We start from the raw sequence: 18,191 nt of genomic DNA on the forward strand, positions 1-18,191 counted from the left end.
AAATCTGTAATATATCAGCTATTCCAACGTCTGTGTAACCACGTCCATTGTCCAGGATATTCACGTATCCAACTTTCGACAATATCATTTAATTTTTGCGTAGAAGCAGTTATATCGATTTCATTGTTTTCATCAAGTGGAAGCTTTATACGTTCATACAATTCTAAACGATGACGCCCTCCAGGGAGACGAATACAACGTGCTGGATAAATATCGCAATCATAGCGTCGCGCAAGCTTTATAATTAGGGGATTTGTTTTAAGTGGTCTATTAAAAAATGTTCCTAAAACACCTCGACGAAACTTTTGATCAACGAGCATGCCAACATTTTGACCCTCTGCTAATTTGGCTGCTAATGCCCAAGCTGCACCTGCCTTAGAGGGGACGAGATGCCCCATAGAAGTTTGTCGAGCTTTCAGGACTCGTTTTGCTATATAGGGATTATCGGGTAGTCTAAAAAGCACTGTAATATTAAGGTCAAAACTTTGAGCGCATATAGGGAGAAGTTCGAAATTTCCGGTATGAGCTGTGAAGAAAATATGCGGTTTTTTTTCATTTTTTAATCGCTGAAATATCTCGATACCCTTAACCTCAATAAGACCTGGCTGGTTCGCATGAGGATCAAAATCAAAAATTTTATCAAGAAAAATATATTCAGCTATAAATTTTCCTATATTCTCCCACATTTCTATTGCAATTGCATGCAGTTCTTTTTCTGTTTTTTCTGGATACGCAGCTCTAAGATTCTCAAGCGCGATTTTATAACGATGGACAAAAGGACCGAGTGTTTTTGCCAAGCAGGAAAAAAAAGAAATTCCAATGTTGGCAGGAAAATATTTGAAAATAAATAAAGAACCAATGAGCAGATATCCCCATAAAAAATAAAATAATTTTTTCACCATGATTTTAATACGATACATAAAAACTTTAATATAAAGTTTTATCATAATTTAATCGATTTTAAGAATAATTTTACCAAAAACATTACGGCTTTCCATACGTTTTAAAGCTGTATCAATTTCATCAAATCCAACAATTGTATCAATGACAGGGTGTACAACGCCTTGTGCCATTTTCTGCATAGCGTTTTGCATATTCTCTATGCGGCAGCCAAATGAACCGAATATTTTAAGTTGTTGCTGGAACAACTGCATGAGATTTAGTGATGCTGTAACTCCAGAGGTAGAACCACAAGTTACCAAGCGTTCTCCTCGTTTCATACACAACAGAGAACCGCCCCATGTATCAACTCCTACGTGCTCAAAAACAACATCAACACCTTTTTTTTGAGTTAATTTGCGGACAATACCTTCAAAACGTTCTTTACGGTAATTAATCACGTGATCAGCTCCGAGAGCTTGTGCTTTTGCAATTTTCTCATCTGAACCTACGGTCGTGATAACTGTGCATCCTATATGTTTTGCAAGTTGAATGGCTGCTGAGCCGATACCAGAACCCACCTGCCTGTATTAGAATTGTTTCTCCTGCTTGTAGTTTCGCATTATCGAAAAGCATATGTTCTACAGTGCCAAAAGTAATTGGAGCAATAGCTGCTTGCAGTTCATTACATTTTGGCGGAGCTGAGACCAATAGGCGTGCTGGCAAATTGACAAGTTCACAGGCAAATCCATCAAGATGAAAACCGTAGATACCTTTTACATCATTGCAAAGGTTATCACGTCCTTCACGGCAAGCTTGGCATGTTCCACAGGTTTGTGCTCCATAGATTGAGACGATTTGCCCTAGTTGTAAATTTTTAACATTACTCCCTAATTGAGTAACCTCACCGGAAGATTCTGCACCAATTATAAGGGGCATTTTTCCTTTAGCAAAGGCCATACCACGCCAGCCCCATACATCAATATGATTAAGAGCAACGGCTTTTATACGCACTGTTACTTCATCAGGATTAGGCGGTGGCGGCGGGGCAATATTGGTGATTTTAAGCTCACGTTCATTTAATAATTGCAGTGCACGCATTATCTTTCCACTTAAATATATATGGCTATTAGGTTAAGCATAATAGGTTTGATCAGTACTCAAAGATTTATCCTTTATATGCTGTGATAACAAGACTCGTATTTTGACCACCAAATCCAAATGAGTTTGATAAAACCGTATTGATACGAGCTTTACGGCTATGGTTAGGAAAAACGTCTAAAGGGATAGCAGGATCAGGATCATCATAATTGATTGTAGGGGGAAGTATTCCCGATTGAATCGTTAACAGCGAAAAAATAGCCTCTATGGCACCGGCAGCAGCTAATGTATGTCCAATCATTGATTTATTAGAAGAAACAGGAATATGTTCTAAAATATCACCGAAGACCGTTGACAATGCGAGATATTCCATCTTTTCATTTTCAGGTGTTGAGGTTCCGTGTGCATTAATATAGTCAATTTCATTGATGGTTATTTTTGCATCATCTAAGGCTTTGCGAACTGATTCAATCGCTGGGGATGCATCAGGCTTTGAGCGCGTACGATGAAAATCATCTGCTGTCTCTCCACAACCAGCAAAAATTCCTAAAATCGTAGCGTTACGGTCTAATGCGCTTTTAAGAGATTCAAGAACAAGAGCGCCTGATCCTTCTGCCATAACAAAACCATCTCTATCACGGCTAAAGGGTTTTGCTGCTTTTTCTGCAGGATCATTTTGGATTGAAAGAGCAGATAATAACGAAAAGCGAATAAGAGATTCTGCTGAAACTGAACCATCCGTAGCAATTGTAAGTGCACGATTTGTTTCTATCTGTTGAATAGCTTCAACGCCTAATTGAATAGCTGTTGCGCCAGATGCGCAAGCAGTTGAAAGTGTAATAGGAAGTTCCTTTGTCCCAAATTGTTTTTGAAGATTTTCTGCAATTGTACCAAATTGTGTGCTCTCAAAGAGTTTTTCATGGAGGCTATGGCTGCAGACTTCAAGAAGATGCGCATAGGAAGGCTCATTAATGAATATCTCTCTTTGATCAAGAGCAAAACGTGCTATCCATTCAAACGCAACAGGAGGAGCTGCTAAAAAGAGTGGGCCATTAAAATCCATTTTATCAAGAGCTGCTTGCACTAAAGCTTCTTCTGCCGCGAGATAAGCGAGTTTTTCAGAGAGAGCTGAAGCACCAAGCGTACTTTCTTTAAGAAAATCAACTGTTCCAGCGACACGCGTATTTAATCCCTCAACGGGAAAGCGCGTTATTTTATGGATACCGCTAACACCATTTGTTAATTTTTGCCAATTTTCGTGTTTGCCTTGTCCCAGTGATGTTACAATTCCTACTCCAGTTATTGCTACAAGAGGACGTCCGAGATGATCATTATATTTCACTACAGAAATCTCCCTCAAACAGCAGTTAGGCGAACTATACCTTCAGCTCTTTTTATACCAATGATCGTAACAAACGCTTCACGTACTTCTTTAGAAAAAGGTTTTTCATGATCACTTAATGCTGGAAAACTACGTTTTTTTCAACAGAAATGGCAGCAAGTGCAAGTGCTAAAGGAAATTGCGTTTTTCGCATATACCCAAATAATGTTGTAATACCGCGGTAAGAAATATCAGCGACCTCAAGAGTAGTTTTTTCTGTTTTTGTTACTTCATGAAACCCTGAAGCAGCTGAAATGGCCAAAGCAGATTTAGCAGCCATTGTTTTCAACATTGACACAATTGATTCTTCAAGCGAGATTTTTGTTCTATCTATTTGATCTGTCGGTATCTGGTCAATTTCAGCATAAACACGTGCACTATGTTTTTCTGCGTGTGCTCTACTTTCAAGGACCAGAAAGACAGAACCAGAACCAGTTATAACACCACCACCAGGGTATTTTTTACGCTCCCACACTGATGTCCACCCACCCCGTGTTAAAAGGCCTCCAAGTTCATGAGCCAACAACATATCACAGCACTGTGCAGTATAGGAACTACCTACCAGTGCATGTGTACTCTCTCCTGATCGAATACGCGCTGCAGCAATTTGAAGTGCAGAAAGTCCAGATCCTTATTCTCCCATAAACGTGCGAGAAGATCCGGTAACTTTGTGAACAATTGAAATATTTCCAGCCAGAAGATTTGATAATTGTGCTAAAAATAAAGCAGGACGAAGTTCGGTCGAAAGGACTGAATTTAATATGGAATCAGGATCAGCTGTTGTACGTGCTTTAGAAAGAATCTGTGTATCAACAACAATATCGCGTTCCCCCTCCACTTGCTGCAACGATCATATCCATTGTTGATGTTAATTGTTCATTACTTTTCATACCTGCATCGCCGAGAGCAAGACCAGCCGCATAGGTACCAAGGCGTTTCCACCTACCCATCTGCCGTTGATCACTTTTTTAGGAATCTGTCAATTCCAATCAATTTCTGGCAATTGATGGACAATGTAGGGTGAGAAAGTTGTACAATCAAGGTTTGGTGTAATTGTGGGATCATTTAAGAGATCCCAATGATGCTCAACCCCTTCTCCCAGAGAGGTTATAAGTCCTATACCAGTAATGAATACAGTTTGATCATACATGGTAAAAAAATTATTCTTCTTCTTTTAAGACAACGAGTTCATCAATTTTTGTACAAAGATTTTTAAGAACAAAGTATTATTCAGTTGTAACTGCACCTTCGTTAACTTCTTGCGTCCACTGCTCTAATGGAACTTTAATTCCAAAAGCCTTATCAATAGCAAACACAATATCAAGAAAATCAAAACTATCGATTCCTAAATCATCAATTGTATGACTTTCAGGTGTGATCGTATTGCGATCAATTTCACTAATTTCTGCAATAATATCAGCAACTTTATCAAACGTAGAGGGCGATGCACGATTCCTTATTATAGAGCTGATAAATTCAAAATATACTCACTATCCTTCTTTTAGTCTTTTTTCTCTTAAAAAAAGCCAAATCCAGAATATGGTTGTCTTTTCTGTAGGGCAAATGAGTTTTCAGCGCTTAAAATGCCATACTGTAAAGTTATGAAAAACTTTAGAATTTATTTTAATCTTACTTATTTTCATTTACTTTATTATAGAGTTTTTTCTATTAGCAGCGAGGACTGCAAGGGCTGTCATATTAACAACTCCTCGTGAAGTTACTGAAGGTGTCAGGATATGCACGGGACGTGAGGCTCCAATTAAAATAGGTCCTACGTGAAGTGCATTAGTGAGATTTTTTATGAGATTGAGTGTTATATTAGCTGCATCAAGTGTCGGAAAGACAAGCAAATTAGCTTCGCCTTTGAGGCGTGAATCAGGAAAAACACGATCACGAAAAACTTTAGAAAGTGCAGCATCACCATGCATTTCACCATCGGCTTCTAAATTGGGGTATAATTTAGCAAGAATTTCTGTTGCACGGCGCATTTTACGTGCACTTTCTGTATTTTTCGAGCCAAAATTTGAGTGCGACAATAATGCTGCTTTTGGTGTTATACCAAATGCTTCAATTTCTTGTGCTGCCAGCGCTGTCATTTCTGCTATTTCTTCTGCAGAAGGATCTTCATTAACGTAAGTATCTGTTAGAAAAAGAGTACGACGTGGAGAAATAAGCAAACTCACAGCAGAAAAATGACGAACATTTGTATCAAGACCAATAACTTGTTCAATCAATTCAAGATGACGTTCAAAACGCCCTTCTAAGCCGCAAATCATTGCATCAGCTTCTTCACGCATTACGGCGAGCGCTGCAATCGCTGTTGTTGATGTTCTGACGATTGTTTTGGCAACGTCAGGTGAGACACCACGCCTTCCTGTATAACGAAGAAATAAATTAACATAATCACGAAAACGTGGATCATCTTCTGGATTGGTAAGTTGAAAATCTATACCGGGGCGAATTCTTAAACCAAAGCGCTTTAATCTCGTCTCCACGACATGTGGACGGCCAATGAGGAGAGGTATTGCAGTTTGTTCTTCAAGTACAATTTGTGCTGCTCGAAGTACGCGTTCATCTTCACCATTGGCGTAAATGACACGTTTACGGTTTGCTGTTTTTGCTGCTGCAAAAACAGGTTTCATCATTAAGCCAGAACGAAATACAAATCGATTAAGGGTATCATGATAAGATTCCATATCTTCAATCGGCCGAACAGCAACACCAGTTTGCATTGCTGCTTTAGCAACAGCAGGGGCAATACGCAGTATTAATCGTGGATCAAAGGGGGAGGGGATCAGATAGTTTGGACCAAAACTGGGTGGTTTCTTTGAATATGCACGTGCTGCAATATCTGAAGTTTCTTCACGGGCCAGAGCTGCAATTGCATGAACTGCGGCCATTTTCATTTCTTCATTGATTGCGGTAGCACCGACATCTAATGCACCACGGAAGATATAAGGAAAACAAAGAACATTATTGACCTGATTGGGGTAATCAGAGCGCCCTGTGCAGATCATTGCATCTGGCCGCACAAAATGTGCTTCTTCTGGCATAATTTCTGGTGTTGGGTTAGCAAGTGCCAAAATTAATGGATTTTGAGCCATTTTTTTCAGATATTCAGGTTTCAAAACACCACCTGCTGATACGCCTAGAAAAACATCCGCATTATCAATAATCTCTGATAAAGTTCGTGCATCAGTTTTTTGTGCATAATTAATTTTCCAACGATCCATAAGAGTTTCACGACCTTTATAAACGACTCCCTCTAAGTCGCTAAGCCAAATATTTTCAATTTTTGCTCCAAGGCGAACTAAAAGGTTAATACAAGCTAAAGCTGCGGCACCTGCGCCAGAAGCAACTATTTTTGCGTTTTCAATTTTTTTCCCAGCAAGATTTAAGGCATTTAATACTGCTGCAGAAACAATAATAGCAGTTCCATGTTGGTCATCATGGAAAACAGGAATATTCATTCGAGAGCGAAGTTTTTCTTCAATTTCGAAACATTCAGGAGCCTTAATATCTTCAAGATTAATGCCACCAAATGTAGGTTCTAAGGCAGATACAGTTTCTACCATTTGCTCAATATTGGGTGCATCAATTTCAATATCAAAGACATCAATATTTGCAAATTTTTTAAATAAAACAGCTTTTCCTTCCATAACTGGCTTTGAAGCGAGGGGACCAATATTTCCTAATCCAAGAACAGCAGTTCCATTTGATATAACAGCGACTAAATTAGAACGGGAAGTATATTGTGCAGCAAGATTTGGATTTTTATGAATTGCAAGACACGGCGCAGCGACACCTGGAGAATAAGCAAGAGCTAGATCACGCTGATTATCAAGAGGTGTTGTCGATTGTATTTCCAACTTTCCAGGTTTTGGATACTGGTGATAAAAAAGTGCGGCACTATCAAGTTCAGCGTTTTGTGAACTGAAATTACTATTTCGTTCTGTAGACATTTTTGTGATATCCAAGTTACAGTGTATGTTTATATGAGTGTTTCATTTACGATAAGGCTCTATCCACCGCTAGAGCTTAATTTCTCTCAATACAAAAACGCAACGAGTATGAACAAATTCTTCTAGATTGTTAAATCAGTTTGATGTTTCTTTTTGTTTGCACTCATTAACAGTTTCATTGATAGCGGTACAATTAGTCTTCTCTCCTTAACCGAAATTCACGGAAGTTAGTCAGTTTTTTTTAACAAGTAAAATATTACTGGTGATTACATTACCAAGCAGTTATTTTTTTTGCAATGCTAGTAAGATAAGTAAAAAACAAAAGAGAGTTGCTTACTAATTTAACCTGATTGTCATAAAATAAATACGTGCTTTATTTATTACGTTCTACAAGTAAATGTATGATTTATAGCTTATTTTTTATAAATCCTAAATTTTTGTATAATTTTAAAAAGTTTTTTGTAGAAAAAATATGTGTTTCAATGAATGAAGATATAGTTGGAAAATCTCTCATTAAATATTTTATACGTGTGCAGTTCGTTTTTGCAGTAGCCCTTTATAAAAAAAGTAAAGTAGAGAGCGAACAAGGGAAGTAGGAAATGGTATACTTATCCTATCGTGTTAGTCTGTTTGGTAATTAATCATGCTATTTTCAATAGGGTTATTGTTTAAAATATCACAGAAAACCGCATACCAATCATCCACCTAGCCTTTAACATACAACGTTATATTCGAAAACTAGTGCATTACACGATGATAAGTTATGAATACAATTAGAACAAAAGTGGAAAAAATATTTTTCCCACTTTTGTTGGTATCTATTGAATACGACCACTTGCATGAGCAAGCATAGTATAAACTTTTCCAGTATCCGATATAAGATATTTTCGAACTGAGTTAGAAAGACCAGAACCGTGGGATACTTCACGTAAGAGTTTTTCAAAATCCGCAATATACTGATTAACTGAACGTTTAAAATCAACATCACTCATATATTTTTTCTTAATCATTTCAAACATGGTTTTTCCGTTCAAAGTATAAAGGCGTTCCGTTATGATGTTCTTTTGTCCGCGCTGATAATGATCCCACAGTTCAACGATGGCATTGTGGTTAATAGCCCGTAATATACCTGCTGCTAATGAATTAAGAGACACATTTGCAGGACGTGGTTTTATTTGTACTGGCGCAAAAACAGCATCATCAGGAATTTCATCATACCAACTCTCTTCACGCGAAGCTCTTTCTAGGAGGTTGGATACCCATTTATTTTGCCTTTTTTTGCTTTGGTGTTGTTGTAAAATAGGTTTAGGTGGCACTATCTTCTTGATGACGTCAGGAGAAATACTATCACTTCTCTGAAGTGTTGATGAGGTAGGAAATGCGGGCATTGGCTGCCCATTTGCATTTTTTTGATCAGCTCTTTGTACAACACTCGCTAAGTCCTTTAATGCCGTAATTTGTTCATTGAGAGCAGTACGGATTTTTTGCGTTGTTTCTTTTGTCGTTGCAGGTAATTTTTGAACACTCTCATTAATATCATCATTAATTTTTGAAAGCTCTAAACAAATTTTATCAGATGAACGACGTATATCTTCTGCTGCTCCTGAAAAACGCGTTGAAGCTTCATTAATCAGCTGATTAAGTGACTGTTGGAGTGAATGTGTTGAATTACGCGCATTTTTATCAGCACGTTTAAGTGCTAAGCTGAGAACATTTTCATAATGTTCAATCAGTTGATTGATTTCATCAGATTTTGAAACAAGAGCATTGCTTAATGCAGAGAGCATGTTATGTTTTTCTTCAAGTGTTGTACTCAGTGAATTTTCGGACTGTTCGAGAACGTGAACAGTCTCAGACAGTGTTTTAGCATGTTCACCGAAATTACTTGTTATATAACTAATTTGCTCAAATGTATTTTGTGAAAGCCCTTGCAGAATCTCAACATTGTTATTGAGCGCTTGATTTGAGGCTGATAAATGCTCCGCGACTTGGGTAGTGTTGCGGAAAAAATTATTTGCAGTCTCGCTAAATTGACCATCAATATTTTGAACTGCCGATAATAAAACATTGCTATTTTCGTGAAAGCTATAAATTGATTGATTCAACTGTTTAAGGATGGATGAGACATTATTGACGAGATCTTCTTTCATAGCATTTACTGTTTGAAGTGTTTCAGAATTGGTTTGTGCCAAGCTATTCACTAAAGATTCACTGTGTGCATAAATTCTTTGTTCAGCATCTTGTGTTGAGAGGGAAAGTTGTTCACCGATATGCTCTGTTAAATAACCAATTGACTCCGTTGTACTTTGTGCAGCTTGATTTAAATGGTTTGTTAATTCTGTGATCTTTCCCACATGTTCCGAAATTTGAGTAGCTGTTTGATTTTTTGCTTCTTCCAGACGATTGCTTACATCAGAAAGCTGATATCCCAAGTTATTTTTAAGATTCTGCATAGAGTGATGAAGAACACTACAGCGTTCGCTAAGGACTTGTTCAATTGCTATTGTTGAAGTGTGAATTGTTTCATTCAACAATGCTTGTGCATTATGACTGGCCGTTGCGAAGGCTTCCACAGTATGAGCTGTTTGATCAGACAAAACAGATAGAACTTTTTCACTGGTGTCATAAATTGTCTGTTTAACATTTGATACAATGCGATTGCCAGACTCTGAGAGAATATTTTCTGCTTTTACAGCGATATCCGTAACCGATGAAAGTATCTGTTCACCTGCAGAAGAAAGAACATCAGAGGCTTTTATAATCTTATTGTGCAAGTTGTCTGCGACTGTATTAACGGAATCTTCTAATGTGATGCGCATATTATCAATGTTTGTTTCCAGCGCTTGTTGAATTATCTGACTTTGTTCATTATTAAGCATGATAGATGTTTTTAATGTGTCAGAGCGTTCTTCAAGAGCAGATGTTTGCATCTCGATAGTTTCACATACTTGGCCAAGTTTTTCGGATAATGTTTCCTCTAGCGTAGTTGCACGTTCAAAAATCTTGTGTGCACGGACTTCCAGATTTGTGTCAAACGATTCTATACGTGTATCAAGGGTTTCAAAGAATGTACCACTAGATTGAGAGAGAGTACTTCTTAAAATCTCCGCATGGTTTTCTAGGTTTTTAACATGACCTTGAACAGTTTCAGTAATGTTCTTGTTATTGATAGCAATTGCATTCTCAACTAGATCTATCTGTTGCTTTAATGCAACATCAACGCGTATATCACTCTTTGCGATGAGATTATGGATCGTTTCCATCCGTTGCTCGAGTGTACGTGCTTGATCTGCAAGAACTTCATTTAGAGAAAAACTATTAATAGCTAAAGAATCACGCAGAGCATCAGCACGTATATCAATATTTCTAGCTTGTGCTTCTAAAGCTTCTTTTGTTGTATTACAGCTTTCTACGATGACTCCTTGTAGTTTTTCTGTGCATTGAACTATATTTGCAACATGATTTTCAGCATGCTGATCAACGATCTGAACATTATCAATCAAAACCTGTTCAAGATTTGAAGTGTTCTGAGCTAAGATGTCAATTTGACTTTTTAGTGTATCAGCAATTTTGTTCTTTTCATTATCGAGCATATCTGCCATCAGAGCTCTTTGATCAGAAAGCTGTAATTTGAAGTCTTGCGAACGTTCTTGTATGATCTCAACAATAGCACTATCGATATGTTGAACTTCCTCTCTTAGTCTTTCTTTGCTTTTGTCGATTGCAGAAAGAATAGTTTCATGCCCATTTGTAAATGATTCGGTGATATCAGCCATTCTTTCTTTGAGATTTGCGTTAATTTGCAAGGCATGTGATTCTAAGAAATCACCAAGCTTTTCAGCATTGTCTTCTAAAGTTTGAGTGCGAGAAATGAAGGATTCGATTATAGAATCACTGTGTTCTTTGAGAGAAAGATCAACAGTTGCTAAACGATTTTCAAAGGCTTCAATTGCTTCTGAAGTTACGTTATCGAATTTAGAAGAGAGTTTATATGCCTGCTTGTCGAGTTGCATGATTTTTTCATCAAAATTCTGCAAAGATTGATTATTACGATCAACAATGACTTCATCTAACGTTTTAAATTTCTCATCAATACTATGTAGAGTCTGATCTGTTGCTGCTTGTATATGCGTCGCAATTTTAGCGATATGCATTTCAGCTTTAGCAGCTGTTTCATTAAAGGTTTTCTCTATTTGTTTTTCATTATTATCAAAACGTTCTGAAAAATCGTCAAAGCTTTTTCCTAATTCATGGAAAAAATCTGTGTTTTTCTGCTGAATTTGTGTCGTGGTTTCATTAAATTTTTCAATGAGCTGATTTGTTACGCCATCACCCGCATAGGAAAGTTTTTCAACAAGATCTTCTCCCTGCTTTTGTAAAGTTTGAGAAAGAGTTTGCGCAAGCTTTTCAACATTGGTTACAATTTTAGAGGTAACTAAGCCAAATTCATCATTCAGTTGTTCTTGTGTTCCTTTAATTGTTGATTGTACGCGGTCAGCATGATTTAAAATAGCTATGCGTTCATTACTCAATCCTTTAATTAATGTATGAATGCGTGATTCATTTTCAGCGTAGGCCTGTTCGAGATTATGAACTTCTCCTTGTATGATTGCTTCAAGTTCGACAGCACGCTCAAGTGTGCGTTCAATTCCCTTATTCATGGCCGCGACTTCTTCACGGATAGTTTGTCCTATAGCAATAGCTTGCTTTTCAGATATATGTTGTGGTTCACTAAGGCGTTGTGCAGCATTTGTCATAAGAAGAGCGATATTATGCAATTCGTTTGAACGTTTTGTTAATTGAGCAACCCCCCAAGAGATAAGGATAGGGATTGCTGTTCCAGCTGCTACCGCTATTCCCGTTGGGGATGCAAAAAAGGTAGCGATATTTGATAAGGAAGCAAGTCCAGCAGGGGCTAGCTTATGAGCAACAAAAGTACCTCCTGTTGCCCATAGAGCACTGAGTGCTGTTGTACACCAGTAGATTCGAGAGGTAGAGCGCTGCTTTAAGAAGCCAAAATTTGCAGGAATTGTTATATCATCATTAGCAGGAAGAAGTTGCGTAGACAACAATGTATTATGAACAGTTCCACCTGAAAGTTCAGATGCAGGTTTTGGAGTAAAAAGCTGTTCAACAACGGAATCATCAATCACAGCATTATCATGAATATTTGAGACAAGAGTTGAAGCACCATTTTCAGAGAAAATTTCTTCTTCTGCCATTGCAATCTTTTGCATTAACTCATCTACATTAATGGCATTTTCAGAATTATTAGATGACATTGTTTCAATTGTCGCGTCATCAAAATCAAAGTTCATAGCTTTAGAGAGAGCTTCTTCAACTTCAATTTCAAATGTTTGTAACTTGGTTCTGCGTGCCATACTCGCCTCGTACTCTTACAGATGGGAAAGGGATACGTCCTCCTCCAGATTTTCTAGTATACTAGCCGTTAATTATTTAGAAAGGAATATGTTCTGGAAAAAATTTTAAAAACTTATCAGGATAAAGTTAACGCAGTTCCTTTAACCTGTTCAGAAGTTGTATAAAGTACAATAAAAACAATATCGTATTTGAGTAGAATCAAAATAAAAATGCTGTTTACAACTTTTGTCCATGATAAAATTAAAAGCCTGTTATATTATGGAGAGATATAATTTAATGGTGGTTATGCACAATGTTTAAAAGAAGTGTATGGTGTGTGGATGCGTTTGCATTGCGCAACGTGCAACTTATCGTTTCTTTTTTCAATGATAAATTAACGAATCGTGTTACTATGCCACCTATCTTACTAATTCTAGATAACCATATATTTCTTTAAAATACAAAAAATGCGAAATAAGGTGTGTACAGTGCTTTTAGGACAAGACAAAAACTCGCTTTTAAACTGTAATGCATAGAGTGAATGTGGAGAATTTTTTTATTCGATGACAAATTTTCACGGTGTGTAATGTTTTTTACCTTAAAAGATTCCTTTTTAATATTTAAGTTATTTTTTGCTAATTTTTGAAGCTCCTACGTTGACAATTGGATATTTTTCAGCCGATATGCATGTACGAATATTTTATGCAATTCGAGATGAAGGTGTAAGAATAATGGCAGAACGATCACAACACCTGCAGGATGTGTTTTTAAATACGGTGCGCAAGCAAAAAATTTCTCTTACAATTTTTCTTGTAAATGGCGTTAAACTAACGGGTATCGTAACTTCGTTTGACAGTTTTTGTGTTCTTTTGCGTCGTGATGGACATGCGCAATTGGTTTATAAGCATGCTATTTCTACAATTATGCCTGGACAACCTGTGCAGATGTTTGAAGGTGAAAGTTCGGAATAAACAAATCATTGTTACTTTAAACCTCTTATATCATCTTATAAAGTGCTTAGATTGCCATGATAAATGAAAATGAGAGATTTAGGGGTTCTTTTTCACAGATTGCAATGCAAGTGCGTGCACTTGTTCTGGTGCCGATTTTTCAAGAAAATAAGGGTGAAAATGCTTCAAGTGGCGGGTCAGTATCTTCTCGAATTGAAGAGGCATTGGGGTTAGCACGCGCCATAAAATTGGAAGTTGTTCATTATAAAGCAGTTAATATCGTTAAGTTCCGTCCTGCAACGTTGTTTGGAAAGGGTAAAGCAGATGCACTTGCCCATTATATAAATGAAGAAAATATTGAGCTTGCAATTGTAGATTATTTTTTAACACCAGTGCAGCAGCGTAATTTAGAAAAATTGTGGAATTGCAAAGTTATTGATAGGACGGCTTTGATTCTTGAAATTTTTGGGGATCGTGCGCGAACAAAAGAAGGGGTTTTGCAAGTTGAGTTGGCGCATTTATCTTATCAAAAAAGTAGGCTTGTGCGTAGTTGGACACACTTGGAAAGGCAACGTGGTGGCCGTGGTTTTTTAGGTGGCCCTGGTGAAACTCAAATTGAAGCGGACAGACGTCTTTTGCAAGAGAAAATTATTCGTATCCGCCGCGAATTGGAAACGGTTATTAAAACACGTGCTCTTCATAGAGCAAAAAGAAAAAAAGCATCCCATCCTGTTGTTGCTTTAGTAGGATATACTAATACGGGAAAATCAACTCTTTTTAATCGTTTGAGCGGTGCAGATGTATTAGAAAAGGATATGTTGTTTGCAACGCTTGATCCAACTTTACGCAAAGTTGTTCTTCCCCATGGGAAAACAATTCTTTTATCTGATACTGTAGGTTTTATCTCTAATTTACCAACGCATTTGATTGCAGCTTTTAGAGCAACCCTTGAAGAAGTGATTGAAGCTGATCTTATTCTTCATGTGAAAGATATGTCAGATATTAATCATCGTGCGCATGCCCACGATGTTTTAGAAGTGCTTTCGAGTCTTGGTATCGACATTGAAGATACAGAACATATCATAGAAGTTTGGAACAAGACTGATATATTGGATGAGCACGCGTTAAATGTTTTGCAAACAAGCGCGAAAACACAGTTAAATCCTGCAGTAATGGTATCAGCGCTTATGAGTGATGGACTTGATCAATTGTTAACAGCAATTGAAAAGCGAATTTTTGGAAAACTGCAAAATGTTGAATGTCTTTTGAGACCTCATGAAATGTCACTTGTTGATTGGTTTTATGCAAACTCTGGTGAAATAATGCAGGAAGGGCATGAGGATGGTTCCGTTACCATTAGAGCAGTACTTACCTCTGAAGCAAAAAAACGACTAGACCATATCAAGCAAAATATAAACTAAATTTTTTCGAGATATTTCTTTATATTTTTCTTAAGTTTTACGTTTTTCTTATCTCAAAATAATATGTTTTCAAGTTAAGAGGATAGTTACCACTTTCTCTTAATAAATAAATATGAAGTATTTTACTGGTTGAAATAAAAATGAGTCTTAAGTGTAATAAAAGACTGTTTGTACGCACGATTCTGCGAAATGTTTTGTTTGCTTTGCTGTTAGTGTTGCTGTGTACGTTTTTGATTTGGTTGTATTACTTTATTCAACCACGGATATATCGAGCAACTTTAACATTTTCGCTATCTGATTCTGTAGGAAAGCCGTTGCCAACTGATAAACAAAACAATATCCTTGCATTCCTGTTTTCACAGTCCATATTTTTAAGCGATCTAAGCGTACAGAATTTTTCTTCAGATGCTGCTCAGAAGAAAAATTTTCATGAAAATATTCGCTTGTCTCGTAATGGTGATTTTATCGATCTTACTTTTGAAGCTGGAACTGTTGAAGCTGCTCGACATGGATTGGAAACGTGGTTTTCTGCATTTTCACAAGCAATTATAAAACAGAAAAAAAAATTATTGTTAACGCAGTTGCAGGCTGGTCAACAATACGATAAGACTGCGGTACTCAATATAGTGCAGGGGTTTCGTTCATCTGTTGATTCTTTCATTTACCAGAATGTAAAACAAACAGAGCTTAATGATCTTTCTATGCAATTAACGCAAGCAACTTTAAAGCGTATTCACTTAACAAGTTTAAATTCAACTATTAACATGATGCGTGAAAATGGACAGTCTTTGCTGTCTTTATCATTTATTGCAAATAACTCAATGATTGCTGCATTAGAATCTAAGCGTGATCTTCTGGAGAGACAAAGAGCGCATATGGTTGCACAATTAGGTTGGACACATCCTCAAATTAAGGCAATGACTGCGGAATTAAAGGTCATTTCTCATCAATTAGAGAATAAAATTTTGCAGATCATTCATCAAATTCATTCAGATGAAGTTATTGCAACAGAATTTGAAAAACAGCTCAAAAAAAGGATTAGCTTTTTTATAAAAGATCAGTCCCAATCTTTGAATCAAATGTTTGACGCGCTTGAAAATAAAATAAGAGCAGTGGTAGATTCACAAAATAAAGAGATAAGCAGAGTTTCTCCTCTGTTGCAAAATACAAAGATTCATGTGGTTGTGCCAACAACGACAGTTCCCATTTCTTTTATGGCTCTTTACGGAAAAAATGTTATTATCTGTGTACTTACAAGCTTGGCCACTTTGTTGGGAGGAGTGTTGTTGTTTAATCGATGCTCTGAAATAAAAAAAGATCAACCAGAAGAAAATGATCTTAAAAATAATGAGAGCGCTTTAGTCTCTGAGAAAATAAAAAGTTTTGAATCTTTTATTACAATAGAGGGGTTATCCGATTTTTTGAAATGTCGTACTTCAACGGTTGTTTCAATAATTGGGCTAGAGGCTGCGCGGATGGCAGCAAAGCTCTCTCTTCATCTCGTAAAAGAGCGCAAAACAATCCTGTTAGTAGATATTTCTGGTCAACAAATAGAGAAAGTTATTGGTCCCCATCGGGGGATGAGCGATATTTTAACGGGGAATGCCCAGTTGCATGACGTTATTTATCGTGATTATGATACGGGAGTTGATATTCTTCCTCAAGGATTAACGAGTGCTGTTTGTGCACAAAATTTTTCAAATGAGATTCCTCATATATTACAGGAATTCAAAAAAGAGTATGATTTTATCATTTTAGAAATGGCGAGTGAACCAAAATATGGATTTGAGAAATTTGCAGAGCTAACAGATTATTACATTTGCAGTATTGCTCTTAACGAACAAGATTGGATGATGCAAATGGTGAGTAAGTTTCCGAAAACTGTTTATCGTGTAGTTGCATCATAAAGGTCGTAGATTATTCATTGCATGTTGTAATGATATGCTTGTTTTGTGTTAGAGTTGCAGACATATTTAAAATAGCCTAAGATTTGATGTTTAAATTTTGGAATGAATTGTGGTTGGAGAGAGGCGTGGGGCAATCAGAGATGACAGTAAAAAAATTGAATGATAGCATTTTAACACCATTGCAAAAGAAAAATCGAAAACAAATTCAGGTGTGGCTTTATTCTATTTTATTGCTTTGTTTGGCCATTGTTTTAGTGGGGGGAGCGACCCGCTTGACGGGATCAGGGTTGTCTATAACCGAATGGAAGCCGATTCACGGTGTTATTCCACCGATTGGTGTAGATCAATGGCAGGAGGAATTTTTAAAATATCAACAGATAGCGCAATATAAGCTACTTAATCGTGATATGACGCTAAGTGCGTTTAAGGTCATTTTCTGGTGGGAATGGGCACATCGTGTTCTCGGACGTCTTGTTGGTCTTGTGGCTTTATTCGGTTTAATTTGGTTTTGGGCGACAAAACGTATTGAAAAAAATATTTTGTTTCAGCTTGCGGTTGTACCAATTCTTATTGCACTTCAAGGGGCGATTGGTTGGTGGATGGTGGCTTCAGGCATTGGTCAGAGTAATTTGACAAGCGTGAGCCAATATCGTTTGGCATTTCATCTCATAACAGCATGTTTTGTTGTTATTTTTGTTACTTATTTAGCGCGGGGACTCACAGAATATTCAGAAGAACCAGCAAATCAAAAGGTTCAATATTTTGCTGGTTGGTTTGTTATTCTCATTCTGATTGAGATTTATTTGGGTGCTTTGGTTGCAGGGCTCCATGCTGGGAAAGTCTACAATACATGGCCGCTTATGGATGGTCAGATCATCCCTGATGGATTATTTCAGCATAATCCTGTTTGGCTTAATTTATTCGAAAATCCTCTGACTGTTCAATTTATTCACCGCTTTTTTTCTTATCTTTTGTTTATTACAGCAGTTATTCATGTTTTATATGTACAAAAGAATGCTCCACGCTCAACTCATGCTCGCCGTGCATTTTTTATATGTGTGATGATCGTAGTTCAGGCATTTTTAGGTATTGTCACCTTGTTACATGAAGTTCCCATAAGTTTGGGGCTTATTCATCAAAGTGTTGCATTAGCAATATTGTGTTTTTCAGTTGCTCACTGGCGAGCAACAAAAGGGGCATATCGTGCTGTTTAATAATTTATTACCAAA

8 protein-coding genes and 3 pseudogenes are annotated in these 18,191 nt (G+C 37.1%); 4 read left to right on the forward strand and 7 right to left on the reverse strand.

Translation table 11 applies throughout. The features are described 5' to 3' along the window. Positions 1 to 14 precede the first annotated feature (14 nt). The 7 genes and pseudogenes from V4P57_RS03515 to V4P57_RS03545 form a co-directional block, all read right to left on the reverse strand. On the reverse strand, positions 15 to 947 hold the full coding sequence (locus tag V4P57_RS03515; RefSeq protein ID WP_455466766.1) for a lipid A biosynthesis lauroyl acyltransferase: 933 nt from the start codon (positions 945 to 947) through the stop codon (positions 15 to 17). A 3-nt stretch (positions 948 to 950) separates the two neighbouring features. After that, a pseudogene (locus V4P57_RS03520) lies at positions 951 to 1,980 on the reverse strand (zinc-binding dehydrogenase). A 67-nt stretch (positions 1,981 to 2,047) separates the two neighbouring features. Next, on the reverse strand, positions 2,048 to 3,322 hold the full coding sequence (locus V4P57_RS03525; RefSeq protein ID WP_455466767.1) for a beta-ketoacyl-ACP synthase: 1,275 nt from the start codon (positions 3,320 to 3,322) through the stop codon (positions 2,048 to 2,050). A 14-nt stretch (positions 3,323 to 3,336) separates the two neighbouring features. Further along, positions 3,337 to 4,511: pseudogene (locus tag V4P57_RS03530) on the reverse strand (beta-ketoacyl-ACP synthase). Positions 4,512 to 4,590: 79 nt separating this feature from the next. Then, positions 4,591 to 4,821, reverse strand: a pseudogene (locus V4P57_RS03535) (acyl carrier protein); the annotation flags it as partial. 183 nt (positions 4,822 to 5,004) lie between these two features. Further along, positions 5,005 to 7,323: an NADP-dependent malic enzyme gene (locus V4P57_RS03540; protein WP_455466768.1), complete on the reverse strand. Its 2,319-nt coding sequence runs from the start codon at positions 7,321 to 7,323 to the stop codon at positions 5,005 to 5,007. 818 nt (positions 7,324 to 8,141) lie between these two features. After that, positions 8,142 to 12,704 carry a hypothetical protein gene (locus V4P57_RS03545; protein ID WP_455466769.1) on the reverse strand — a complete coding sequence of 1,521 codons (4,563 nt, stop codon included), beginning with the start codon at positions 12,702 to 12,704 and terminating at the stop codon, positions 8,142 to 8,144. A 711-nt stretch (positions 12,705 to 13,415) separates the two neighbouring features. On the opposite strand from V4P57_RS03545, the gene hfq reads away from it, so the two are divergent. The 4 genes from hfq to V4P57_RS03565 all read left to right on the forward strand — a co-directional run bounded on the left by hfq (position 13,416) and on the right by V4P57_RS03565 (position 18,176). After that, positions 13,416 to 13,655, forward strand: a complete 240-nt coding sequence (hfq, locus tag V4P57_RS03550; protein WP_010705211.1) for an RNA chaperone Hfq — start codon at positions 13,416 to 13,418, stop codon at positions 13,653 to 13,655. Between the two features lie 56 nt (positions 13,656 to 13,711). Further along, complete coding sequence (hflX, locus tag V4P57_RS03555; RefSeq protein WP_455466770.1) at positions 13,712 to 15,055, forward strand: GTPase HflX; 1,344 nt, start codon at positions 13,712 to 13,714, stop codon at positions 15,053 to 15,055. A gap of 140 nt (positions 15,056 to 15,195) precedes the next feature. Next, positions 15,196 to 16,962: a hypothetical protein gene (locus tag V4P57_RS03560; protein ID WP_455466771.1), complete on the forward strand. Its 1,767-nt coding sequence runs from the start codon at positions 15,196 to 15,198 to the stop codon at positions 16,960 to 16,962. 125 nt (positions 16,963 to 17,087) lie between these two features. Continuing rightward, complete coding sequence (locus V4P57_RS03565) at positions 17,088 to 18,176, forward strand: COX15/CtaA family protein (protein WP_455466772.1); 1,089 nt, start codon at positions 17,088 to 17,090, stop codon at positions 18,174 to 18,176. Positions 18,177 to 18,191: the final 15 nt, after the last annotated feature.

It is taken from the genome of Bartonella sp. B39, assembly GCF_053795145.1.